Source organism: Pseudomonas sp. PLB05, assembly GCF_021106615.1.
Lineage (GTDB): Bacteria > Pseudomonadota > Gammaproteobacteria > Pseudomonadales > Pseudomonadaceae > Chryseomonas > Chryseomonas benzopyrenica.
The window spans coordinates 652119-672719 of sequence record NZ_JAJOHO010000001.1 but is presented as its reverse complement, the minus strand read 5'-3'; the positions used below and the strand labels follow the sequence as shown (position 1 = coordinate 672719).

The 20601-nt window shown below is 67.2% G+C and carries 13 protein-coding genes; 9 read left to right on the top strand and 4 right to left on the bottom strand.

Features of this window, described 5'->3' with window-relative positions:
* Positions 1 to 9 precede the first annotated feature (9 nt).
* The gene (locus LRS53_RS03150) at positions 10 to 552 is read right to left on the bottom strand and encodes a helix-turn-helix domain-containing protein (RefSeq protein WP_231354902.1); all 543 of its coding nucleotides are present in this window, start codon (positions 550 to 552) and stop codon (positions 10 to 12) included.
* Between the two features lie 625 nt (positions 553 to 1177).
* On the opposite strand from LRS53_RS03150, the gene LRS53_RS03145 reads away from it, so the two are divergent.
* The 8 genes from LRS53_RS03145 to LRS53_RS03110 all read left to right on the top strand — a co-directional run bounded on the left by LRS53_RS03145 (position 1178) and on the right by LRS53_RS03110 (position 9944).
* Positions 1178 to 1378, top strand: coding sequence for a general stress protein (locus tag LRS53_RS03145; protein ID WP_017642249.1), 201 nt, complete (start codon positions 1178 to 1180; stop codon positions 1376 to 1378).
* A gap of 204 nt (positions 1379 to 1582) precedes the next feature.
* Positions 1583 to 3388: a methyl-accepting chemotaxis protein gene (locus LRS53_RS03140; RefSeq protein ID WP_231354901.1), complete on the top strand. Its 1806-nt coding sequence runs from the start codon at positions 1583 to 1585 to the stop codon at positions 3386 to 3388.
* Positions 3389 to 3390: 2 nt separating this feature from the next.
* The gene (locus LRS53_RS03135) at positions 3391 to 3846 is read left to right on the top strand and encodes a chemotaxis protein CheW (RefSeq protein WP_017642247.1); all 456 of its coding nucleotides are present in this window, start codon (positions 3391 to 3393) and stop codon (positions 3844 to 3846) included.
* Positions 3843 to 5090, top strand: coding sequence for a CheR family methyltransferase (locus tag LRS53_RS03130; protein ID WP_231354900.1), 1248 nt, complete (start codon positions 3843 to 3845; stop codon positions 5088 to 5090). The genes LRS53_RS03135 and LRS53_RS03130 overlap by 4 nt, the downstream gene beginning before the upstream one ends.
* Positions 5087 to 5614, top strand: coding sequence for a chemotaxis protein CheW (locus LRS53_RS03125; RefSeq protein ID WP_231354899.1), 528 nt, complete (start codon positions 5087 to 5089; stop codon positions 5612 to 5614). Before LRS53_RS03130 ends, LRS53_RS03125 begins: the two co-directional genes overlap by 4 nt.
* Positions 5611 to 7785 carry a hybrid sensor histidine kinase/response regulator gene (locus tag LRS53_RS03120; RefSeq protein WP_231354898.1) on the top strand — a complete coding sequence of 725 codons (2175 nt, stop codon included), beginning with the start codon at positions 5611 to 5613 and terminating at the stop codon, positions 7783 to 7785. The genes LRS53_RS03125 and LRS53_RS03120 overlap by 4 nt, the downstream gene beginning before the upstream one ends.
* Positions 7782 to 8819 carry a chemotaxis-specific protein-glutamate methyltransferase CheB gene (gene cheB, locus LRS53_RS03115; RefSeq protein ID WP_017642243.1) on the top strand — a complete coding sequence of 346 codons (1038 nt, stop codon included), beginning with the start codon at positions 7782 to 7784 and terminating at the stop codon, positions 8817 to 8819. The genes LRS53_RS03120 and cheB overlap by 4 nt, the downstream gene beginning before the upstream one ends.
* A 96-nt stretch (positions 8820 to 8915) precedes the next feature.
* Positions 8916 to 9944, top strand: a complete 1029-nt coding sequence (locus LRS53_RS03110; protein ID WP_231354897.1) for a GGDEF domain-containing response regulator — start codon at positions 8916 to 8918, stop codon at positions 9942 to 9944.
* An 18-nt stretch (positions 9945 to 9962) separates the two neighbouring features.
* Here LRS53_RS03110 and LRS53_RS03105 read toward each other — a convergent pair whose 3' ends face one another.
* Both LRS53_RS03105 and LRS53_RS03100 read right to left on the bottom strand, forming a co-directional pair.
* A complete protein-coding gene (locus LRS53_RS03105) occupies positions 9963 to 10877 on the bottom strand; it encodes a diguanylate cyclase domain-containing protein (RefSeq protein WP_231354896.1) in 915 nt (304 codons plus the stop codon).
* A 6-nt stretch (positions 10878 to 10883) separates the two neighbouring features.
* Entirely contained in the window at positions 10884 to 17453 is a 6570-nt protein-coding gene (locus tag LRS53_RS03100; RefSeq protein ID WP_231354895.1) for a response regulator, read from the bottom strand.
* 205 nt (positions 17454 to 17658) lie between these two features.
* On the opposite strand from LRS53_RS03100, the gene LRS53_RS03095 reads away from it, so the two are divergent.
* Positions 17659 to 19764 carry an NAD(P)-binding protein gene (locus tag LRS53_RS03095; RefSeq protein ID WP_231354894.1) on the top strand — a complete coding sequence of 702 codons (2106 nt, stop codon included), beginning with the start codon at positions 17659 to 17661 and terminating at the stop codon, positions 19762 to 19764.
* On the opposite strand, the gene LRS53_RS03090 is transcribed toward LRS53_RS03095, so the two are convergent.
* Positions 19690 to 20586: a hypothetical protein gene (locus LRS53_RS03090; protein ID WP_231354893.1), complete on the bottom strand. Its 897-nt coding sequence runs from the start codon at positions 20584 to 20586 to the stop codon at positions 19690 to 19692. The two genes, LRS53_RS03095 and LRS53_RS03090, sit on opposite strands and share 75 nt — an antisense overlap.
* Positions 20587 to 20601: the final 15 nt, after the last annotated feature.

The window sequence follows — 20601 nt, the reverse complement described above, 5'->3', positions numbered from 1 at the left end:
GGCAGCTCCTCAGATCATGAACAAAAGATAGCGAGCGCCGTCAGCGCCGCTGAGAAAACGGCTGCTGCCCCACAGGCGATAGCGCAGGCAATCGCCACTGCTCAGCCGATAGGGCTGTTCCTCGATCCAGAGCTGCAACTCGCCCTCCAGCATCAGCAGATGGTGTTCGAGGCCTGGTCGAGGGGAGGCCTCATAGCGTATATCGACGCCGGGCCCCAACTGACTCTCGATCACCTCACCCGCCAGCGCCTGGGCCGGCGGTGACACGGAGCGGCGGCTAAAGGCCTGCGCGGGATCCCTCCAGACCTGCTGGGCCTGGCGCTGGACCTGTGCCGGAAAAGACTGCTCCACGCTGTGCAGCAAGCGCGTCAGGGTCAGGCCGTAGGCCGAACAGAGCTGGCCAAGCACCGCCGTGGTCGGGCTGACCTCGGCATTTTCCAGCCGTGACAGGGTTGCGCGACTCACGCCACTAAGGGTTGCCAGCTGTTCGAGTGACAAACCGCCTTCGAGGCGCAAGGCCTTGAGTCTGAGTGCCAGGCGCTCATCGAGCATCGTTCACCTCCCATTTTCGGGATTTTTTCTCACAAAAGAGAAAATTGAGCAACCCGTTTCTTGGGAAACTTGCTATCCAGCCTATAACTATCGCATTAAACTTTATCGGAAAAACCCTTTAACCCCTGCCTATTATATTAGGGACCCAGCGTCAGTTAATAAGGCAACCAGAGGCTCTGGAAAGAGTGCCTGAACAATTTCTCTTATTGAGGGGCCACTAAACCACCGCGCTAAACACGAAACCTTGGAATGACATTTTTCATGTTCAAAAAGAACGTGACGGTAGAATAGACGTCTCAGTTACTGACCGCGCCGGACACCAGCCTGGGCGCGCCTTTCTGCGATCTATTTCAAAAAATGTCAGCACTACAGCGTTATTGCCCAGACATTGGCAGTAAAACCGCTGAAATCCTTTACAACCCCTGTACAACTTTCTTTGCAGGGGCTCTAGTGCGGCCAGTTGAAACTCAAGCCTTGTATTCAAATTAAACGTCGTCCAATAAAACGCCCTCCTATCAGCCTGCTCGAACTCGCTTGTTAAACTCCTACTCTCAATAAGCGAACCGCCTGGCCTTTAGGGGGCACGGCGCTCGACTCGTCAGTAACCTAAAGTGGAGAAGTTCTTATGGCTAACAAGAGCAGCAATCCAGGCAACTTCGCCAACAATCGCGATCGTGCCGCCGAGGCCGGGCGCAAGGGTGGGCGTGCCAGTGGTGGCAATTTCGCCAATAATCCCGCTCGTGCTTCCGAAGCCGGGCGCAAGGGTGGCCAGAACAGTCATGGCACCCGGCGCACAGAAGCAGAGAGCGAAGCGGCCGCGACCTGAAATCCACCGTTTTGCCGGCAGCCTCCTGTCCTTTACGCCAGAAGGCTGCCTCTGTATCCCTGCCAGACCAGTACCCCTCCCCTATTGCGCCTTCCCAAGTGAGCCCCAACGCACATAAATGCATGGCCGTGCTACCGTTATCGGACAGCCCGAGTGGTCCTTAGGGCCTACTCCTTTCGCCCTCGTCCGCCTGCACCGGTGCCCATGCTCAACAACATTCGCATCCAGAACAAACTCTTCGCCGGCTTCGCCGCCATCATCGCCCTGGTGGTCCTGCTGCTCTGGCTGACCTATGCCGCCTTGCAGAGCCTGGTCGACGCCAATCGCTGGGACAGGCACACCGCCGAGGTGCTGCTGTCGGTCACGGCGCTGGACAACAACCTGCTCGAAACCCGCGCCAAGTTGCGTACCTACTGGTATTCCGGGACCGCCACCGATGCCGAGACCGCGCGCCAGGCCCTGCCGTCGCTGGCCGCCGCCCTGCGTGTGCCCCAGCAAATGACCCAGGACAATGTCAGTCAGCAACAACACTTCGCGCGCCTGATCGCCGATCTCGACAGCTGGCGACAGAACACCTTCGAACCACTGCTGCGCCTGCGTGCCACGGGTAATCTCAGCGCGGTCCAACTGGCCAACGAGCCGCTGATCGACAACCTCACCAGCCAGGTCGCGGCGATGCGCCAGGAGATCCAGGCTATCGCCGATGAAGAGCGACGCCTGTCCGCGCAACGCGCCGGCCATACCGAGGAGGTACGCAACCAGCTGACCTGGACCCTGGTCGCCGGCGGTGCCCTCTGCGTGCTGCTGGCCGCGCTCATCGCCTGGCTGCTCTCCCGTCATCTGCTGCGCTCGATCCGCCGCCTGACCGCTACCGTGGCGCGCATCTCCGCGGGCGAAAGCGGCGCCCGCGTGGACGTGCAGGGCCGAGACGAACTCGCGCAGGTGGGGCTGGCCTTCAACCAGATGGCCCAACAGATCCAGGACGACCATGCCCGCGAGCAGGTCCTGATGCAGCGCCTGCGCGCCGATGTCGACGATCTGCTGGGCGTGGTCAACCGGGCCGCCGCCGGTGATCTCACCGGACGCACCGCGGTCAGCGGCGATGACGCCATCGGCCAGCTGGCCCGCGGCCTGGGCAAGATGATCGAAGACCTGCGCGGGATGATCGCCAAGGTGCAGCGCGCCGGCATCCAGGTGACCTCCTCCACCACCGAGATCGCCGCCTCGTCGCGCCAGCAGGAAGCCACCAGCATCGAACAGGCACAGACCAGCGTGGAAGTGCTGAGCACCACCCGGGAAATCGCCGCCAACGCCAATGCCCTGGTGCGCACCATGGAGGAAGCCGTGCAGGTGGCGGACGAGACCACCCAAGGCGCGGTGCAGGCGCGCAGCAACCTGGCGAGCATGGACAGCACCATGCAGCGCATGGTGGCGGCGACCGACTCGATCAATGCCAAGCTCGCCGCCCTGTCGGAGAAGTCCAGTCATATCAACAAGGTGCTGACCACCATCACCAAGGTGGCCGACCAGACCAATCTGTTGTCGCTCAACGCCGCCATCGAGGCGGAAAAGGCTGGCGAGGCGGGCCGCGGCTTCTCGGTGGTGGCCACCGAGATCCGCCGGCTGTCGGACCAGACCACCGCCGCCACCGACGACATCGAGCAGATGCTCAAGGACATGAATTCCGCGGTATCCGCCAGCGTCATGGGCATGGACAAGTTCTCCGAAGAGATCCGTCGCAGCGTGCAGGAGGTGGCCAGCGTCAGCGATCAGTTGGCCGGGGTGATCGAGGACGTGCAGAAATTGCCGGCACGCTTCGATATCGTCCTGGAAGGCATGCAGTCCCAGGCGGTGGGCGCCGGCCAGATCGCCGAGACCATCACCCAGCTCAACGACAGCACCCAGCAGACTACCGAGGCGCTCAAGGCCACCAGCGAAGCGGTGCAGTATCTGCAGCAGGCGGCCCAGGACCTGCAGAGCAGCGTCGCCACCTTCTCGGTCACCCGTTGACCATGCAGATCCTGGTCTTCCAGTTGGCCGACGCTGCCGCAGCTCTGCCCACGACGGCGATCCGCCAGGTGCTGCCCTTTCTGCAGCTGACGCGGTTTCCCGCCGCGCCACCCGGAGTGGCCGGGCTGATGAATCTGCACGGCGCAGCCATCCCGGTGGTGGACATCACCGCCATGAGCGGCGGACCGGCCGCCCAGGCGCGCCAGGACACCCGCATCCTGCTGGTGGACCATGCCCTGCCCGATGGCACCCGTCGCCCGCTCGGCCTGGTGGTGGAAGGCGTCGCCGGCGTGCGGCGGATCAGCGCCGCCACGCCTCGCCCCGCGGGCATCCGGCTGCCTGACTATCCCTGGCTCGGCGAGGTGCTGGAGACGCCAGAAGGCCTCTGGCTGTGGCTCGATCAGGATCGTTTGCTGTCACCTGCCCTGGCCGCCCTGCTGTTCCAGGAGGCCGCGTGAAGCTCGATCCCCGGCTGGCGCCCCTGGTGCGGGCGCGCACCGGCCTGGCCATCGCCGACGACATGCTCGGCCGCGCCATTCGCCAGCGCCTACGCGAGCGCCAGGAGAGCGATGCCGAGGTCTATATGGCGCGCATCCTCGACGACGAAAGCGAATTCGCCGATCTGCTGGACCTGCTGGTCATTCCCGAGACCTGGTTCTTTCGCGACCCCCAGGCCATCGCCCATGCCGCGCGCTTCGCCCAGGAGCGCCATGCCCGCAGCGGCGCGCCGGTACGCCTGCTCAGCCTGCCCTGCTCCACCGGTGAAGAACCCTACACCCTGGCCATGGCGCTGTTCGATACCGGCCTGCCGGCCCAGGCGTTCCAGGTCACCGCGGTGGACATCAACGAGCCGTCCCTGGAGCGCGCCCGCCGCGGCCTCTATGGGCGCAACTCCTTTCGCGCCCGCGACCTGGCCTTTCGCGAGCGCTATTTCCAGCCCGAAGGCGATCGCCAGCGTCTGACCGAACGGGTGCGCAACCAGGTGCGTTTTCGCCAGGGCAACATCCTGCAGCTGGGCAGCCTGCGCGACGGCGCCCCCTTCGACGTGGTGCTCTGCCGCAACCTGCTGATCTATTTCGACGACCAGACCCAGGGCCGCGCCCTCAGCCACCTGGCCGCGCTCATGCACGACGACGGCCTGCTCTGCGTTGGCAGCTCGGAGATGGTCAGCGCCATGCGCCATGGTTTCGCCAGCCTGGGCGTCGCGCACGCCTCGGCGTTGATCAAGCGCCAGGCGAACATCGCCGATCCGCTACGGCCGCCACCGCCTGCGGCGCCCCGGCGCAAGGCCGCGGTGCGCCCCCCGCCCCCGGCGACGACGCTCCCCACCCGCCTGCGCGCCAGAAGTGCTCCCGCACCGCTACCGACCGCACCCATCCCGGCCGCCTGCCCGCCCCTGGAAGAAGCCCAGCGGCTGGCCGATGCCGGACGAGGCGCCGAAGCCGAGACACTGTTGCGCACCCTGCTCGATACGGATCGCAGCCAGGCCGGTGCCCATTTCCTGCTGGCGCTCATCCTGCCCGATGCCCGCGCCGCCGAGGCCGAGCGGGCACTGCGCCAGGCGCTTTATCTGGAACCGGAGCACTATCCGGCCCTGTGCCGCCTGGCGCTGATCTGCGAAAGAGCCGGCCGACTCGACGAAGCCGGACGCCTGCGCGACCGCGCCGCGCGCATCCAGACCCGTGCCGGTGACGACGCATGAGCCTGAACCGCGAACTCAGCGCCCTGGAGCGTGCCGACTGGGCCGAGCGCTATGCCGAACCCCTGGACGATCGCCAGGCGCAGTCGGCCAGTGCGCTGGTCTTTCGCCTCGGCGCGGAATGGCTGGGCTTGCCCGGCGGCTGCCTGGTCACGGCCACCGAACCCACCGCCGTCCATCGGGTGCCCCACCGGCGTTCGCCGCTGCTGCGCGGTATCGTCCCGGTACGGGGTCAGTTGCAGCCCTGTATCGCTCTGCAGCTGCTGCTGGCAGTGGCGCCGGGCGAGCAGACCGGCGGTTTTCCGCGATTGCTGCTGCTGCATATCGGTCGCCGTGACTGGGCCGTGCAGGTGGACGAGGTGCTAGGACTGCAGCGCTATGCCCCTAGCGAGGTGCAACCGCCGCCCGCGACCCTGGGCGGCGAGTTGCTCAGCTACCTGAGTGGCGTCTATCGCGAAGGCGCGCATCAGGTCGGGCTGCTCGATCTGGCGCGCCTGGAGCGGGCCCTGGAAGAGGCGCTGCGATGAGTCAGCCACCGCGCGATGTGCGCGAGATGTCCCTCTACGATCTCTTCGCCAGCGAGGTGCAGAGCCATCTGCAGGCGCTGGACAGCGGCTTGTTGCGCCTGGAGCGCGATCCCAGCGACACCGGGGTGATCGAGCCGATGATGCGGGCGGCCCATTCCATCAAGGGCGCGGCGCGCATCGTCGACCTCGACGGCCTGGTCGAGCTGGCCCACGCCATGGAGGATTGCCTGGTCGCCGTCCAGGCCGGTCGCCGCCACCTCGGTCCGGCGGACATCGATCAGCTGTTTCGCTGCGTCGACGTCCTCGGTGAGGTCAGCCGCCTGGACGAAGCCGCCAGCCAGCGCTGGCAGAGCGAACAGCGGGATGCCCAGCGGGCGCTGGCACAGGCGCTGACCGCTGGCGCCGCTGCGCCTGCCCCGATGGCGCCAGCCCGGGAGCTGGCGCCCGCCGTGGCGGAAGACCCGGCCCCCGAAGCCGAGCGCAGCCGTGATCCGCTACGGGTGGACAGCGGCCGCTTCAATCAGATTCTCGCCCTCACCAGCGAGGCCCGGGTGATGGGCCTCGGTCTGCATGGCCTGGTTCAGGGCTTCCAGGGCTATCGCGCGGAATTGCAGGGGCTGTTCGGTCAGGCCAATGCGGTCAGCAGCGACGTGCGCCAGCGCCAGGAAGGCCTGCTCGATCGTTACCAGCAGCAGCTCCAGGCGCTGGAAGCCTACGAACGGCGCCTGCTCGGCGTCTGCCAGGGGCTGCTGGACGAGGTGCTCGGGGTGCGCATGCGGCCGCTGCGCGATGCCGTCCAGGGCTTTCCACGGCTGGTGCGTGACCTGGCCCGGGGGTTGGACAAGGAGGCCGTGCTGCAGGTCGAAGGCGCCGATACCCTGATCGACCGCGAGGTGCTGGCGCGGCTGGAAAGTCCGCTCAATCACCTGCTGCGCAACGCCGTGGACCATGGCCTGGAAACCCCGGCCGAACGCCGCGCCCTGGGCAAGCCCGAGTGCGGCCAGATCCGCCTCGAAGCCCGGCATGTCGCCGGGCGCCTGCAGGTCAGCCTGCACGACGACGGCCGCGGCCTGGACCTGGAACGCATCCGCGCCGCGGTCATCGCCCGCCGCCTGAGTCCGCCGCCGGTGGCCGCCGAACTGAGCGCGGCCGAGTTGCTGGAATTCCTGCTGCTGCCCGGCTTCAGTCTCAAGGAGACGGTGACCGAGCTGTCCGGCCGTGGGGTGGGCCTGGACGTGGTGGCCGATGCCATACGCGCCCTGGATGGCGAAGTCCGCCTGGAAACCCGCCCTGGCCTGGGCTTCACTACCCACCTGCTGGTACCGGTCAGTCGCTCCATCGTCCGCGCCCTGATCGTCGACATCGCCGGCGAGGCCTATGCCCTGCCGGTCAACCGCATCGAACGGGTACTGCGCCTGGATCCCGCCGAGGTCCACGCGCTGGAGGGCAAGGCCTTCTTCCTGCTCGGCGAGGATCGCCTGGGCCTGGTCGCCGCCCATCAGCTGCTGGAGCTAGAAGGCGCGCCGCCCAGCGGCGACCTGGCGGTGCTGGTGATCGGCAGCGGCGCGCGCCGCTATGGGCTGGTGGTGGATCGCCTGCGCGGCGAGCAGGGCCTGGCGCTCAAGCCCCTGGACGAGATCTTCGGCAAGCTGCGTTCGGTCACCGCCGGAGCCCTGCTCGACGATGGCAGCCCGGTGCTGCTGCTGGACGTCGCCGATCTGCTCACCGGTATCGAGCGCCTGCTCGGCGAGGGGCAGCTGCGTCAGGTGCAGGGCGGTGCCGCCGTCGCCACCCGACGGGTCAAGCGCATCCTGGTGGTGGACGACTCCCTCACCGTGCGCGAGATGGAGCGCAAGCTCCTGGAAGGCCAGGGCTACCAGGTGGAGGTCGCGGTGGATGGCATGGACGGCTGGAACGCGGTGCGCGGCGGCGAATTCGACATGCTGCTGTCGGACATCGACATGCCGCGCATGAACGGTATCGAACTGGTGGAACTGGTGCGCCGCGATCCGCGTCTGCATGCCCTGCCGGTGATGATCGTGTCCTACAAGGATCGCCCCGAAGACCGCCTCAAGGGCATGCAGGCCGGCGCCGACTACTATCTGACCAAGGGCAGCTTCCACGACGATGCCCTCATCACCGCCGTACAGGACCTCATCGGAGCGCCATGAGAATCGCCATCGTCAACGATCTGCTACTGGCTACCGAAGCCCTGCGCCGCCTGCTGGCCAGCGATGGGCGCCATACGGTCGCCTGGATCGCCCACGACGGCGAGGAAGCGGTGGCCCGTTGCGCCGAGGACCGCCCCGATCTGATCCTCATGGACCTGCAGATGCCACGGCTGGACGGCATCGAGGCGACGCGCCGGATCATGGCCCAGTCGCCCTGCGCCATCCTCATGGTCACCGCCACCCCCGACGATTGCGAGGGGGTGTTTCGGGCCATGGGCGCCGGTGCCCTGGACGTGACCGCGACCCCGGCGCTCAGCGGCGGTGCCGATGGCGGTGCCCTGCTGCGCAAGATCGCCCGCATCGAGCCCCTGGTGCGCCTGCCGGAACGCGCCGCCCGCCCGCAGCTGGTCAGTGCCACCGCACCGACCGAGCACGCTCAAGCGACGCCGGACACCCTGGTCGCCATCGGCGCCTCCACCGGTGGGCCGGCGGCCCTGGTGAGTCTGTTCGAAACCTGGACGCCGACCCCCGAGGCGAGCGTGGTGCTGGTGCAGCACATCGATCGGCGTTTCGCCCCCAGTTTCATCGGCTGGCTCGGGACCCAGATCGCCTGGCCGGTCACGGCGGCCATGCCCGGCGCCCTGCCGCAGCCCGGTCAGGTCTCGGTGGCCCTGGGCGACGATCATCTGCTGCTGGATGCACGTGGCCGCTTCGCCTATACCGTCGAGCCGGCCGATTATCCCTATCGTCCCTCAGTGGACGTGTTCTTCGCCAACCTCGCCAGCCACCCGCGCCGGGTCGGCAAGGCCCTGGGCATCCTGTTGACCGGCATGGGACGGGACGGCGCCAGTGGCCTCTACGCCCTGCGCCAGAGCGGTTGCCCCACCCTGGCCCAGGACGAGGCCAGTTGCGCCGTATACGGCATGCCCGCTGCTGCGGTTAGAATGGGCGCCGCGGAACGTGTTCTTAGCCCCACGCAAATAGGTGCCTGGCTGCAACGGCGCTTCGGCAACAGCTCGCGTAGCATGACATGACCGGTCGCCAACAGGAGCGTTGGACGGCGCAGTGGCAGGGATTGGCCAAAGTGAGACGCGGGATGCCTGACCCCGCCCGCACAAGGACTCGCAGTAATGGCCACGAATGAGGGCAGCACTCTGGACAGCCTGACCGCACCCAAGGTACGCCTGCTGCTGGTAGACGATCAGTTGATCATCATCGAAGCCCTGCGGCGGATGATCGCGGATCAGCCCGATATCGAGCTGCATTACTGCCTGGATGCCCACCAGGCGGTCAACATGGCCCTGCAACTCAAGCCCACGGTGGTCTTGCAGGACCTGATCATGCCCGAGATCGACGGCCTGGAAACGGTCCGACGGTTCCGTGCCGAGCCGGGGCTGCGCGACGTGCCCATCGTGGTGCTCTCCTCCAAGGAAGATCCCCAGGTCAAGGCGCAGAGTTTCGCCACCGGCGCCAACGACTATCTGGTCAAACTGCCCGACAAGCTGGAGCTGCTGGCGCGGGTGCGCTACCACTCCGAGGCCCATGTCCTGCGCGCCCAGCGCGACGAAGCCTTTCGCTTCCTGCGCGAGAGCCAGCGCCAGCTCGCCGAGGCCAATATCCAGCTGCAGAAGCTGGTGGCCATCGACAGCCTCACCGGCATCAACAACCGGCGTCATTTCGACCAGACCTACGAAGGCGAATGGCTGCGTGCCCGGCGCAATCGCCAGCCGCTCGCCCTGCTGCTGTGCGACGTCGACCACTTCAAGCGCTACAACGACACCTATGGTCATCTCAGCGGCGATCTCTGCCTGAAGAAGGTGGCGGCGGTGCTCACTGAACAGCTCAAGCGTCCGGCCGACCTGGTGGCCCGCTACGGGGGCGAGGAATTCGCCATGGTGCTGCCGGAGACCGACGCCGAGGGCGCGCTCAAGGTCGCCGAGGCCTGCCGGGCCGGCGTCGAGCGGTTGCAGGTAGCCCACTCCGGCAGCGACCTGGGCTTCGTCACCATCTCCATTGGCGTCGGCAGCATCCAGCCGCAAAGCGGCGACGATCATGAAGCCTTTATCGAACGCACCGACCAGGCGCTGTACCAGGCCAAGGCCGAAGGCCGCAACCGGGTGCATCTGGTCAAGGGCAGCGGCAAGGACCTTCCAGCCTAGGGACGCGGCGGCACCGACCTAGAAGCTGCGACTGACGAGGCGATTACGCCCCTCTGCCTTGGCCTGATAGAGCAGGTCGTCGGCGGCCTTGAGTAGACCGTTCGGGGTCTGCTCGGGGGTCGGATTGCAGCAGGCCAGGCCCATGCTCATGGTCAACCAGAGGCGATCCTCGGCCAGCGGATGGGCGATGCGCAGTTCGGCGATGCCCTGCCGACAGCGTTCCAGCACCGCTTCCGCGGCCGTGCGCGAAGCGCCGGGTAGCAAGAGCACGAATTCCTCGCCGCCGTAACGCGCCAGACAATCACGCTCGCGGATGCGCTGCTCCAGCACCTGGGCGACCCGCGCCAGGGCCTGATCCCCGGCGCCATGGCCGTGGGTATCGTTGTACTGCTTGAAGTAGTCGATATCGAGCATGGCGATGGCCAGGGCGCCGCGCCGGCTGACCGCCAGCTGCCACTCGATGGTCAGCTGCTCGTCGAAGCGGCGGCGATTGCCCACCGCGGTCAGCGGATCCATGTGCGCCAGCTGCTCGAGCAGCCGCCGCTGGCGGGCCAGTTGCAGGTGCAACCGCACCCGCGCCAGCACTGCCAGCGGATTGAAGGGTTTCTGGATGAAGTCGCTGGCGCCCAGTTCGAAACACTCCACCTCGCGATGCAGGTCGTTGGCCGCGGTGATGAAGATCACCGGGATGGCGCTGGTCTCGGCGCGGCGCTTGAACAGCTGGATCAGCTGCAGGCCGTCGATGCCGGGCATCACCACGTCCAGCAGGATCAGATCGGGGTGTTCACGGGCGGCCTTGGTCAGGGCCTGGACCCCGCTCTTGGCCAGCATGATGCGCGCCTCGTCGCGCAGCAGGTCGCCGAGGACACGCAGGTTGCTCTTCTGATCGTCGACGATGAGGATCAATGGCAGGTCGGGACGACGCCCCTCCATGGGCAGTTATCCCGACCGTTGTCCGGCCTGCCGCAACCGCCGCAGCAGATCCGCGGTGGCATCGGCGGCATGCTCGAACTCGACGTCATTGACCCACTCACGGATGCGCACCAGATCGGCGCTGTGGGGGGTGCTCACACAGGCGCGCAGCAAGAGGTCGAGCAGTTCCTCGGCGGCGAAGTCCGACGTCTGCAGCAGTCCGACCAGGCGTTCGAGCAGGGCCTCCAGTTCCTCGACGGTGGCTTCCTCGTCACTCGCGACCTCGACCAGGATCTCGTCGAGAGACGCCAGGCAGCGCTCGGCTTCGGCGTGCAGGCGGCGCACGTCCTCGCCGAGGGGCTGGGCCAGGCGGATCCGGTTGGTCAGGCGTTGCGCCGCCTCCTGCAGGGCGATGGCACCGACATAGGCGGCGGTGGCCTGCAGGCCATGGGCGCACTCGAACAACGCGGTGACATCGTCCGCTGCCCGCCAGGCCGCGATCCGCCCCGGCAGTTCGGCCTGTTGCACGCGGAAATCCCGCATCAACTGCTCATAGAGTTCGGCGCTGCCACGCAGCAGGCGCAACGCCGACTCGGGTTCGAGCACCGCACTGGCACGGGCACGCGCCAGCACGCCGGCCTCCTTGATCTCGACCACCTCCTCCACCGCCTTGCGTTCGGCGCGCTGCAGCTGTTCGAGGTTGGCCCAGGCGGCGATGATGCGAAACAGCTCGGCGGGATCGAGCGGCTTCACCAGGTGATCGTTCATGCCGGCCTCTAGGCAGCGCTCCCGATCGCCCGGCAGGCCGTTGGCGGTCATGGCGATGACCGGCAGCCCGGCCAGCGCCGGGCGGGTGCGCAATTCGCGGGTGGCCGACAGGCCGTCCAGGCGCGGCATATGGACGTCCATCAGTACCAGGTCGTAGCGCTGCCGTTCCAGCTGGTCCAGCGCGGCCTGGCCGTCTTCGGCCACCTCGATGAGGATGCCGCTGCCCTGCAGGAAGCCGATGACCACCTGGCGATTGATGGCGTTGTCGTCCACCAGCAGCAGGCGAATGCCCTGCAGATCCACCACGCTCTGGCCCACCGTCGGGGTGGCGACCGGCGCCAGTCCCAGACCGGCCAGCAACCGCTGCACAGCGGGACCGGTGACAGGTTTGTCGAGGAGTTCCAGGCCGCCCAGGTCTTCGCCCAGGCTACGCACCTCTTCCGCCTCATAGGGCGAGGCCAGCAGGGTCAACGCCAGCTCCGGCTGCCGGGCACGCAGCTGACGCGCCAAGGCCAGACCGTCTTCGGCGCCCAGGCGCCAGTCGACGATGGCCAGCTCGAAGACCGACGTGGCCATGGCCGCCAGGGCCTGCTGGGTGGATTCCGCTTCCACCACCTGCATGCCCAGTTCGCGCAGGCGCTGCCCCAGGGTCCGCCGGGCCAGACCGTGGTCGTCCACCAGCAGGACCTGCCGGGAGGTCTGGCTGAGCGGCCGCTCGGGCTCGCACACCACCGGCAGGGTCAGGCGCAGGGTAAAACAGGAGCCCCGCCCGGCTTCGCTGTGGACCTCCAGGGTGCCACCCATGAGCTCGGTGAGCTGGCGGGAGATCGCCAGGCCCAGACCGGTACCGCCGTAGCGGCGGCTGATGGAGCCATCCGCCTGGGTGAAGGGTTGGAAGAGTTGCGCCTGCTGGGCTTCGGTCAGACCAATGCCGGTGTCTTCCACCGCCAGGCTGAAATGGGCGCGACCGGCTTCGCAGACGGCGCCGACGCGAACCAGCACATGGCCTCGCTCGGTGAACTTGACCGCATTGCTCAGCAGATTGACCAACACCTGCTGCAGGCGCAGCGGATCGCCTTCCAGCGCCAGGGGAATGTCCGGACCGCAATCCAGCACCAGCTCGACGCCCTTCTCGTGGGCCTTGAGGGCACAGAGGTTGAGGGTACGTTCGAGCACCTTGGCCAGGTTGAAGCCCAGCTGTTCGAGTTGGGTACCGCCGGCCTCGTTGCGCGAATAGTCGAGGACGTCATTGATCACGCCCAGCAGCGTCTCGCCGGAGTCGAGGATCTTGCCGACGTGACCACGCTGTTCGCTGGACAGCCGCGTGCCCAGGGTCAGGCGACTGAGGCCGATCACCGCGTTGAGCGGGGTGCGGATCTCGTGGCTCATGGTCGCCAGGAACAGCGACTTGGCCGCTGCCGCCTCCTCGGCGCGAATGCGCGCCTGGTCCAGCTCGCGGGTGCGTTCGCCGACGCGCTGCTCCAGGGTCTCGTAGATCTGCGCGTGCTCCAGGGAGATCGCCGCCTGGGTGGCCAGGATCCCCAGCACCTGCAGGCGTCCCGGGGTGAAGGCCTGGGCCAGCAGGTTGTTTTCCAGATAGAGGATGCCGATCAGGCGACCCTGGCGCAGGATCGGCAGGCAGCAGACCGAACGCGGCCGGCGCGCGCGGATATAGGCGTCGCGGACGAAGCGGCCGGCGCGGGCGGCGTCATCGAGAATCACCGGTTCACGCTGCCGGATCACCTGGGACACCAGGGTCAGGGGCACCAGGCTTTCGCCGGACTCCTGTTCGTTCAGGGACAGCGGCAGGCTCTGCAATACCTGAGGCTCGGCCGCGCCGCTGCAGACCGAGGCCTGCACCAGCCAGCGACCGCCTTCGGGCAACAGCAGCAAACCGTGCTGGGCACCGCCCTCCTCCAGGATGATGCGCATCATCCGCGCCAGCAGCTGGTCCAGCGCCAGTTCGTTGGAGATGGTCTGCAGCGACTTGAGCACCGACAGCCAGTCAAGCCGCATCATCTCGCTGGTGGATTGGCCCTGAGTGCGCTGCACGGTCAGGGCATTGGTCTCGGCGGCGCGCAGCCAGTGCGGGAATTCGGTTTCCAGCGCCTGGGCCTTGGCCACGGCGCCCCAGTGCAGATAGCTGCGCTGGGCATCCTGCAGATAGGTCCGGGCGATCCGCGGACGCTGCTGTTCCAGCCAGAACCGCCCATAGAGTTCCTCGACCAGCGCCGCGCCCTGGCGGAAGCCATGCAGCCGCGCGGATTCCAGGGCCTGCTCGTAGAGGTCCATGGCGGCCTCGACGCGGCCCTCGCGGCGCGCCCGCTCGGCCGCCACCAGATCGCGCTTGTGGGCGAAATTTTCCGGGCAGTGCGCCGCCCAGCCGCTCAACCGCTCCTGGGCGGCCTCGATCTTGGCCAGCGCCTCGCCCGCCAGCTCGCCCTCGGCGAGCAGGATTAACGCCTGGTAGAAGGCGTGCTCGGCGATGCTGAACCAGCCAAAGCTCGCCGCCAGCGAAGCCTCCATGGCCTCGGCGTGCTGCCGTGCCTGGGGCAGTCGGCGAAACAGCAGCGCCGCCTGCATCTTGTTGAAGTCGTAGTAGTTCAGACAGAGGACATGACCGCTGTCCTGCATCTGCCGCACCAGCGCCGCTTCGTCCTGGCCCTCCTCGTCCCAGGTCGCCTGACCCGGGGTGAGGCCCTGCAGCAGGCGCAGCGACTGGCGCAGGATGGTGAAGATCTCCAGGGTATTGGGATCGCCGACCCCCAACAGGATCCGCTCGATCTCCGCGGTTTCCCCCAGGATGTCGTCGAGCGGCGCGCCGGCGTGCTGCAGGTGCTTGAGAATGTGGAAGGCGCTGTAGGCGGTGAAGATGACGTCGCCGGTACGCTGACCGGCCGCCAGGGCCTCGCGCAGCAGGGCGACGTTGTCCGCGATGGGGGTCGACCAGGGACTGTTGGTCACCGCGAACATGGTGTAGACCTTGCACTTGAGCGGCAGATTGCCGGTGCGGTCCACCAGGTCGACGGCCAGCCGCCCGACCTGGTAACCCAGTTCGTAGCGGCCATGGAAGGCTGACAGCAACGAGCCGTAGTTGGCGTAGCCGAAGGGCGAGAGATCGCCATTGCCGTACTGGATCGACAGCTTGACGATACGCATGACCGCCAGCAGGCTCATGGGCAGGTCGACGTTGATCGCCGGGCCCCAGAGCAGGCCCAACAGGCGGATCAGCAACTGGGCACGCGGGTCTTCCATGCGCGGCAGGTCGAGCAGCGCCGCGGGATGGCGCTCGGCGAGCCAGGCCTCGACCTCGGCGCTGTCGCTGCCGATGGCCTGATTGATATCGTCCGGTGCCTCTGGCCAGGGCTCGCCCAGCACCTGGATGCCGGCCTTGGCCACGGCCAGGGCTTCGGTGAAGCGCCCGAGGCCGCTGTAGAGGTCGATCTGCAGGGCGCGGACCCCGGCTTCTTCTAAGGTGCTGCGGGCGCGCGGCAGCAGCAGCTCGCAGATGCGCAGGGCTTCGTTGGCATCGCCACAGAGGTGCGCGACCTCGGCCCATTCCCGATGCAGCTGAAACAGCAGCACATGGCGGGTCTCCCAGGCGCCAACGTCGATCAGCGCGACCGCCGTGCGCAAAAAGGCCTGGGCGGCCGGATAGGCGTTGGCCTGGCGCGCCTTGCGCGCGGCGTCCAGATTGAGCTCCAGCAGCTGCAGCCGCTCGGCGGGCGTCTCGATCAGCGCCAGGGCCAGATTGAGGTGACTGACCGCGTCCAGCTGCGCGGTGCTGCCTTCGGCGAGGTACAGCTGACCGGCGCGCAGGTGGACCCGCTCGCGCTCGGCAGGCGCCAGCAACGAGTGGGCGGCATGGCGCACCTGATCGTGCAGGAAGCTGTAGTGCGTGGGCGTGTGCTCGCCCACCTGGCCGCCTTCGGGTTCGGTGAGCAGCCCCTCCTGCACCAGCGCCTGGCAAAGTCGGCGGATATCCGCGGGGGATTCCGCCATCAGCGCGGCGAGGCGGTCGCTGGAGAAATGAGTGCCCAGGCAGGCTGCCCATTGCAGCAGCTGCGAGGTAGCGGTCGGCAGGTCCTTGAGCTTGCCGACCATGAAATCGACGACGTTGTCGTAGACGTCCAGTGCCTGGAGCCGGGCTAGTTCCCAATGCCACTGGCCGGTCTCGCCATCGAATTCCAGCAGGCCCTCCTGTTGCAGACTGCGCAGCAGCTGTTCGATGAAGAAGGGATTGCCGAGGGTCTTGTCCAGGCAGAGCCCAGCCAGGGCCGCCTGGTCCGCGGCCGGCGCCGGCAGCAGTTCGGCGATCAGCCGCTCGATCTCCACCCGCGACAGGGGACCCAGCGACAGGGTGCGGATCAGGGCCGCGCCCAGCAGCCGCTCCAGGCCACTGCCGGACAGTTGTTCTTCCCGCAGGGTCGCCACCAGCAGCAACTGACCCTGGTCGGCCCGGGCCAGCAGGCGCTCGATCAGCCGCAGCGACGCACTGTCGGCCCATTGCAGATCGTCCAGCCACAGCAGCAGCGGACGGGTATCCGCGGCAAAGGCCAGCAGCAGCGCGATCACGGCTTCGTCGAAGCGCTGCTCGGCCTGCTGCGGCGGCAATTCGGCCACTGGCGGCTGGGGACCGAGCCAGGCGGCCAGCTCCGGGGACACCTCGGTCAGCACCCCGGCGTTGCCGCCCAGGGCCTCGACCAGGCGAGCGGCGAAGGGCTCCCCCAGGGTCTGGCCGATTTCCACCAGTTCGCGCAGCGCCTGGCGCAGGGCGCCATAGGGCACACCGCTGCCAAGGGTCTCGAACTTGCCATGGGCGAGCAGCACCCGCTCGCCCTGGCGGCGGACGAAGGCCTGCACCAGCGCCGACTTGCCCACCCCGGAAGGGCCGCTGACGAAGACGGCTTCGATCCGGCCCAGGGTCGCCCGCGCCAGCGCCTCTTCCAGCAGCCGCAGGGGGGCTCCGCGGCCCTGTAGGGTGCGTACCGGTACCAGTCGCGCGGGCGGATCCTGCTCGCCCAGGGCGAAGGGGCTGCGTTCACCCGCCTGATGGGCCGCCTGGCAGCGCTGCAGATCGCGCAGGATGCCGAAGCAGCCCTGATAGCGCTCTTCGGCGGCCTTGGCCATGAGCTTGTCCACCAGCGCCGCCAGCATGGGCGGTACCGTCGGCACCCGCTCGACCAGCGAGGGCGCGCGCATCGCCAGGTGCGCGTGCACCAGTTCCAGGGGGTCCTGGGCGCGAAACGGCGGCTCGCCCGCGAGCATCTCGTAGAAGGTCACACCCAGGGCATAGAAGTCGCTGCGATAGTCCTGGTGACGTCCGGTTCGGCCGCTCTGCTCCGGCGCCAGATAGGTCAGCGAGCCCTCCAGGCGGGCGTCGCCGCCCTTGACGGCACCAAAGACGGTGGCGATGCCCAGATCAGTCAGGCGCAGACTGCCCCTGGTGCAGTTGCAGACGATGTTGCGCGGATTGAGGTCATTGTGGGCGATGCGCAGCCGGTGCAGCCGGGCCAGGGCGCGGACGATGGCCAGCGCCCAGTCGAAGAAGTCGTCCAGCGCCAGCGGCCCGGCGGCGAGCAGCTCGGCCAGGTCGGTACCACCGATGTCTTCGAGTACCAGTACCTGGCGGCCCTGGAATTCCAGCAGCTCCAGGGCCGCGCTCACCGCGCCGCTGGCGCTGGCGCGCCGGGTCAGCTCGAACTCATGGCGCAACCCGGCCTGAGCCTGGGGCGTCGGATAGTCGGCGGCCAGTTGCTTGAGGATCACCGGCTGACCGTCGGCCAGGCGCGTGCCGCGGTAGATCAGGGCATGGCGACTTTCGCTCACCTGCGTCTTGCAGCTATAGCCTGGAATCCTCAACACCGCGCTCGCCTCGATCCTCGGCCAACCGGGCACACCGGGTCAGCACCTCAACTATTTCCGTTGCCTCGCTAAAGTCCCAAGGGAACTTTTCGATAAAGTGATATTACCTTAGCCATCACTTGGCATTCGTCCACTGGTGCAACAATTTGCACACTTCGGAGCAATAGGCATGGAAGCTATCCCTTCTGTCCGCAAGATCGCCATTCTGGGTGGCGGCGTGTCCGCCGTCACCGCCGCCTTTCGTATTACGAGCGAGCCCAACTGGCAGGAACGCTATCAGCTCACCCTCTACCAGCAGGGCTGGCGACTCGGCGGCAAGGGCGCCAGCGGACGCAATGTGGCCGACCACCAGCGGATCGAGGAACACGGCATCCATGTCTGGTTCGGCTTCTACTACAACGCCTTCCATAGCCTGCGGCAGTGCTACGAAGAACTGGACCGGCCCGCCGGCGCGCCGCTGGCGACCCTCGACGAGGCCTTCTTCCCGCATTCCCATACCGCCTTCGCCGACGACTTCCAGGATCAATGGACCACCTGGCCCATCGACACCCTGGCCCTGCCTGGCAAGCCCGGCGAGGGCTGGAACCCCAAGCCGTTCATGGGCGCCCTCGGCGATCTGCTGGAGTGGCTGCTGCGCCTGGGCGAGGTGGACGATACCCCGCCAACCGCCGCGCCGACCGGCCTGTTCGCCCGCTTGCGTGCGCACTGCCGCGAGGAATTGCAGGAGCTGGCCCTGGACGAAGCCGAGCGGCACCTGCAGCGCGCGCGCACGGAATTGCCCGACGGCGTCGATCATCCGTTGCTGCTGTGGCTCCTGCGCAAGGCACGCAGCCTCCTAGGCGAGATCCTGCACGAGCGGAGCCAGACCCAGGTCGGTGCTCACCGGTTGTGGCTGCTGATGGATTTCGGCCTGACGGTACTTATCGGCATGCTCGCCGACGAGGTCTATTCCAAGGGCTTCGAGATGCTCAACGCGGAAACCTTCCAGGCCTGGCTGAGCCGCCATGGCGCCAGCACCGCGACCCTGGACGGCGCCGTGCTCAAGTCGCTGCATGGCGGCATCTTCGCCTATCGCGACGGCGATCTCGCCCAACCCGATGTCGAGGCCGGCACCGTGCTGCGCGCGGCGCTGCTGGCCCTGACCACGTCGAAGGGCTCCTTCATCTGGCGCATGCAGGCAGGCATGGGCGACGTGGTCTTCGCGCCCTACTACGAGGTGCTGGCCAAGCGAGGCGTGAACTTCAAGTTCTTCCATCAGGTGACCGGTATCGAAGCCACCGACGAGGGCCAGGGACCGCGGGTGACCCGCCTGCAGATCCAGCGCCAGGTACCGCTCAAGCAGGAGCCCTACCAGCCTCTGGTGGACGTCAAGGGTCTGCCCTGCTGGCCTTCGGCGCCGCTGTACGCGCAGATCTCCGACGACGTCGCCCAGCAGTTGCAGGAGCAGCACATCAATCTGGAGTCCAACTGGAGCGGCTGGTCGGGCGTTGAACAACTGGAACTGCAGGTCGACCGCGACTTCGACGAGGTGATCCTGGGTATTTCCGTCGCCGGTCTGGCCGATCTCTCCCCCAGCCTCTACGCCCTGGATCCGGCCTTCGCCCGGATGACCCGGGCCGTCGCTACCGTGGCTACCCAGGCGGTGCAGCTCTGGCAGGATCGCGACGTCTGGCAATTGGGCTGGACCGGCTCGCCCCAAGGCGGCCAGGCGCCGGAACTGCTCGGCTTCGCCGCCCAGGCGATGGATTCCTGGGCCGACGTCAGCTATCTGGTGGCGCGCGAAGACTGGTCTAGCGGCACCCCGCCCCAGGACATCAGCTACTTCTGCGGCGTCTTCGCTGCCGACGCCGCGCCCCCCATCGGCACGCAGAACGACTATCCCGCGCGCCAGGCAGCCCGGGTGCACCAGGCCTTCATCGACTTCATGAACGGCAACCTGCGCGACTACTGGCCGGACGCCGGGACCGACCAGGGTTATCGCTGGGAATACCTGCTGGCTCCCGCCACGGTTAGCGGCGTGGCGCGCTTCGACTATCAATACTGGCGCGCCAACGTCGACCCCAGCGAACGCTATGTGCAGAGCGTAGCTGGCAGCAGTCGCTATCGCCTGGCGACCGACGGCAGCGTCTGCCGCAACCTCTATCTGACCGGTGACTGGATCCACAACGGCTTCAACATGGGCTGCGTGGAATCGGCGACCCTATCCGGCCTGCAGACCGCTCGTGCCGTCCTCGGCCACCGCGATATCCTGCCCGGCGAGGACGCCTTCCAGTGACGCCACCGCCAGGGCCGTCGCGTAGACAGCGCAGCGGTCCACGGCGGGCGGATAGGCGGGTTCGTCGCCATCCAGGTAATTCAACAGCTCGGGGGCCTGATTCCACTCGGCGGCCTCCCGGTACAGCTTGCGCAATTCCAGGCGAATCCAGCCATCCATGAGACGCACGCCCAGCTCCTCGATGCCCAGGCCATGTCCTTCGATCACCTCGCGATCGGCCTCGGTGAGGGGATAGTGCGGCGGATAGAAGTCGGCCAGGCTGACCAGCAACTTTACCGAGAAGCCACGCGGATCGGCCAGCAGCGCACCCAGCTCGGCGAACAGCGTCGCCTCCTCCACCAGCGCCTGGGCGAACATCAGCCGATACAGGGTGATGTTGAGAAACAGCTGACCCACCGCGTTTTCCGCGCGGGCGTCCTCCTGATGCAGGGCGAAACCGGCCAGGATGGAGGCATTGTGCGCCCGGTACCAATGGCGCGGCGTGGGATCGGCGATAAAGGTCAACCAGCAGCGCGTCGGATAGGGCGCCTGGTCACCTGGCAGCTGATGAGTCGCCAGGCAGCCCGCCAACTCGGACAGGTAGATGAAGTGCAGATTGACGTTGCGCCACCAGGCGCTGCCCGTCACCGGATCCAGGACGCCAGCCTGGATTTCCCAGTCGAGAAAGGCCAGTTCCGAGTCGCCATAACTCAGACCATCGTTATCGGCGTCGCCGAAGCTCCTGTAGAAATCTTCACGGACCGCCCGCCGCCTGGCGGGCAGATTCTCGATCTGGCTACAGAGTTCGGTAGTCGCGGCGACGGCGTCTTCGTAGGTATACATGGCTTCCTTGCTCTA

What these genes read in the sequence shown, in the direction of transcription:
- LRS53_RS03150 (WP_231354902.1), bottom strand. Translation starts at nt 552, where the DNA reads ATGCTCGATGAGCGCCTGGCACTCAGACTCAAGGCCTTGCGCCTCGAA.
- LRS53_RS03145 (WP_017642249.1), top strand. Translation starts at nt 1,178, where the DNA reads ATGGCTAACAAGAGCAGCAATCCAGGCAACTTCGCCAACAATCGCGAT.
- LRS53_RS03140 (WP_231354901.1), top strand. Translation starts at nt 1,583, where the DNA reads ATGCTCAACAACATTCGCATCCAGAACAAACTCTTCGCCGGCTTCGCC.
- LRS53_RS03135 (WP_017642247.1), top strand. Translation starts at nt 3,391, where the DNA reads ATGCAGATCCTGGTCTTCCAGTTGGCCGACGCTGCCGCAGCTCTGCCC.
- LRS53_RS03125 (WP_231354899.1), top strand. Translation starts at nt 5,087, where the DNA reads ATGAGCCTGAACCGCGAACTCAGCGCCCTGGAGCGTGCCGACTGGGCC.
- LRS53_RS03120 (WP_231354898.1), top strand. Translation starts at nt 5,611, where the DNA reads ATGAGTCAGCCACCGCGCGATGTGCGCGAGATGTCCCTCTACGATCTC.
- cheB (WP_017642243.1), top strand. Translation starts at nt 7,782, where the DNA reads ATGAGAATCGCCATCGTCAACGATCTGCTACTGGCTACCGAAGCCCTG.
- LRS53_RS03110 (WP_231354897.1), top strand. Translation starts at nt 8,916, where the DNA reads ATGGCCACGAATGAGGGCAGCACTCTGGACAGCCTGACCGCACCCAAG.
- LRS53_RS03105 (WP_231354896.1), bottom strand. Translation starts at nt 10,877, where the DNA reads ATGGAGGGGCGTCGTCCCGACCTGCCATTGATCCTCATCGTCGACGAT.
- LRS53_RS03095 (WP_231354894.1), top strand. Translation starts at nt 17,659, where the DNA reads ATGGAAGCTATCCCTTCTGTCCGCAAGATCGCCATTCTGGGTGGCGGC.
- LRS53_RS03090 (WP_231354893.1), bottom strand. Translation starts at nt 20,586, where the DNA reads ATGTATACCTACGAAGACGCCGTCGCCGCGACTACCGAACTCTGTAGC.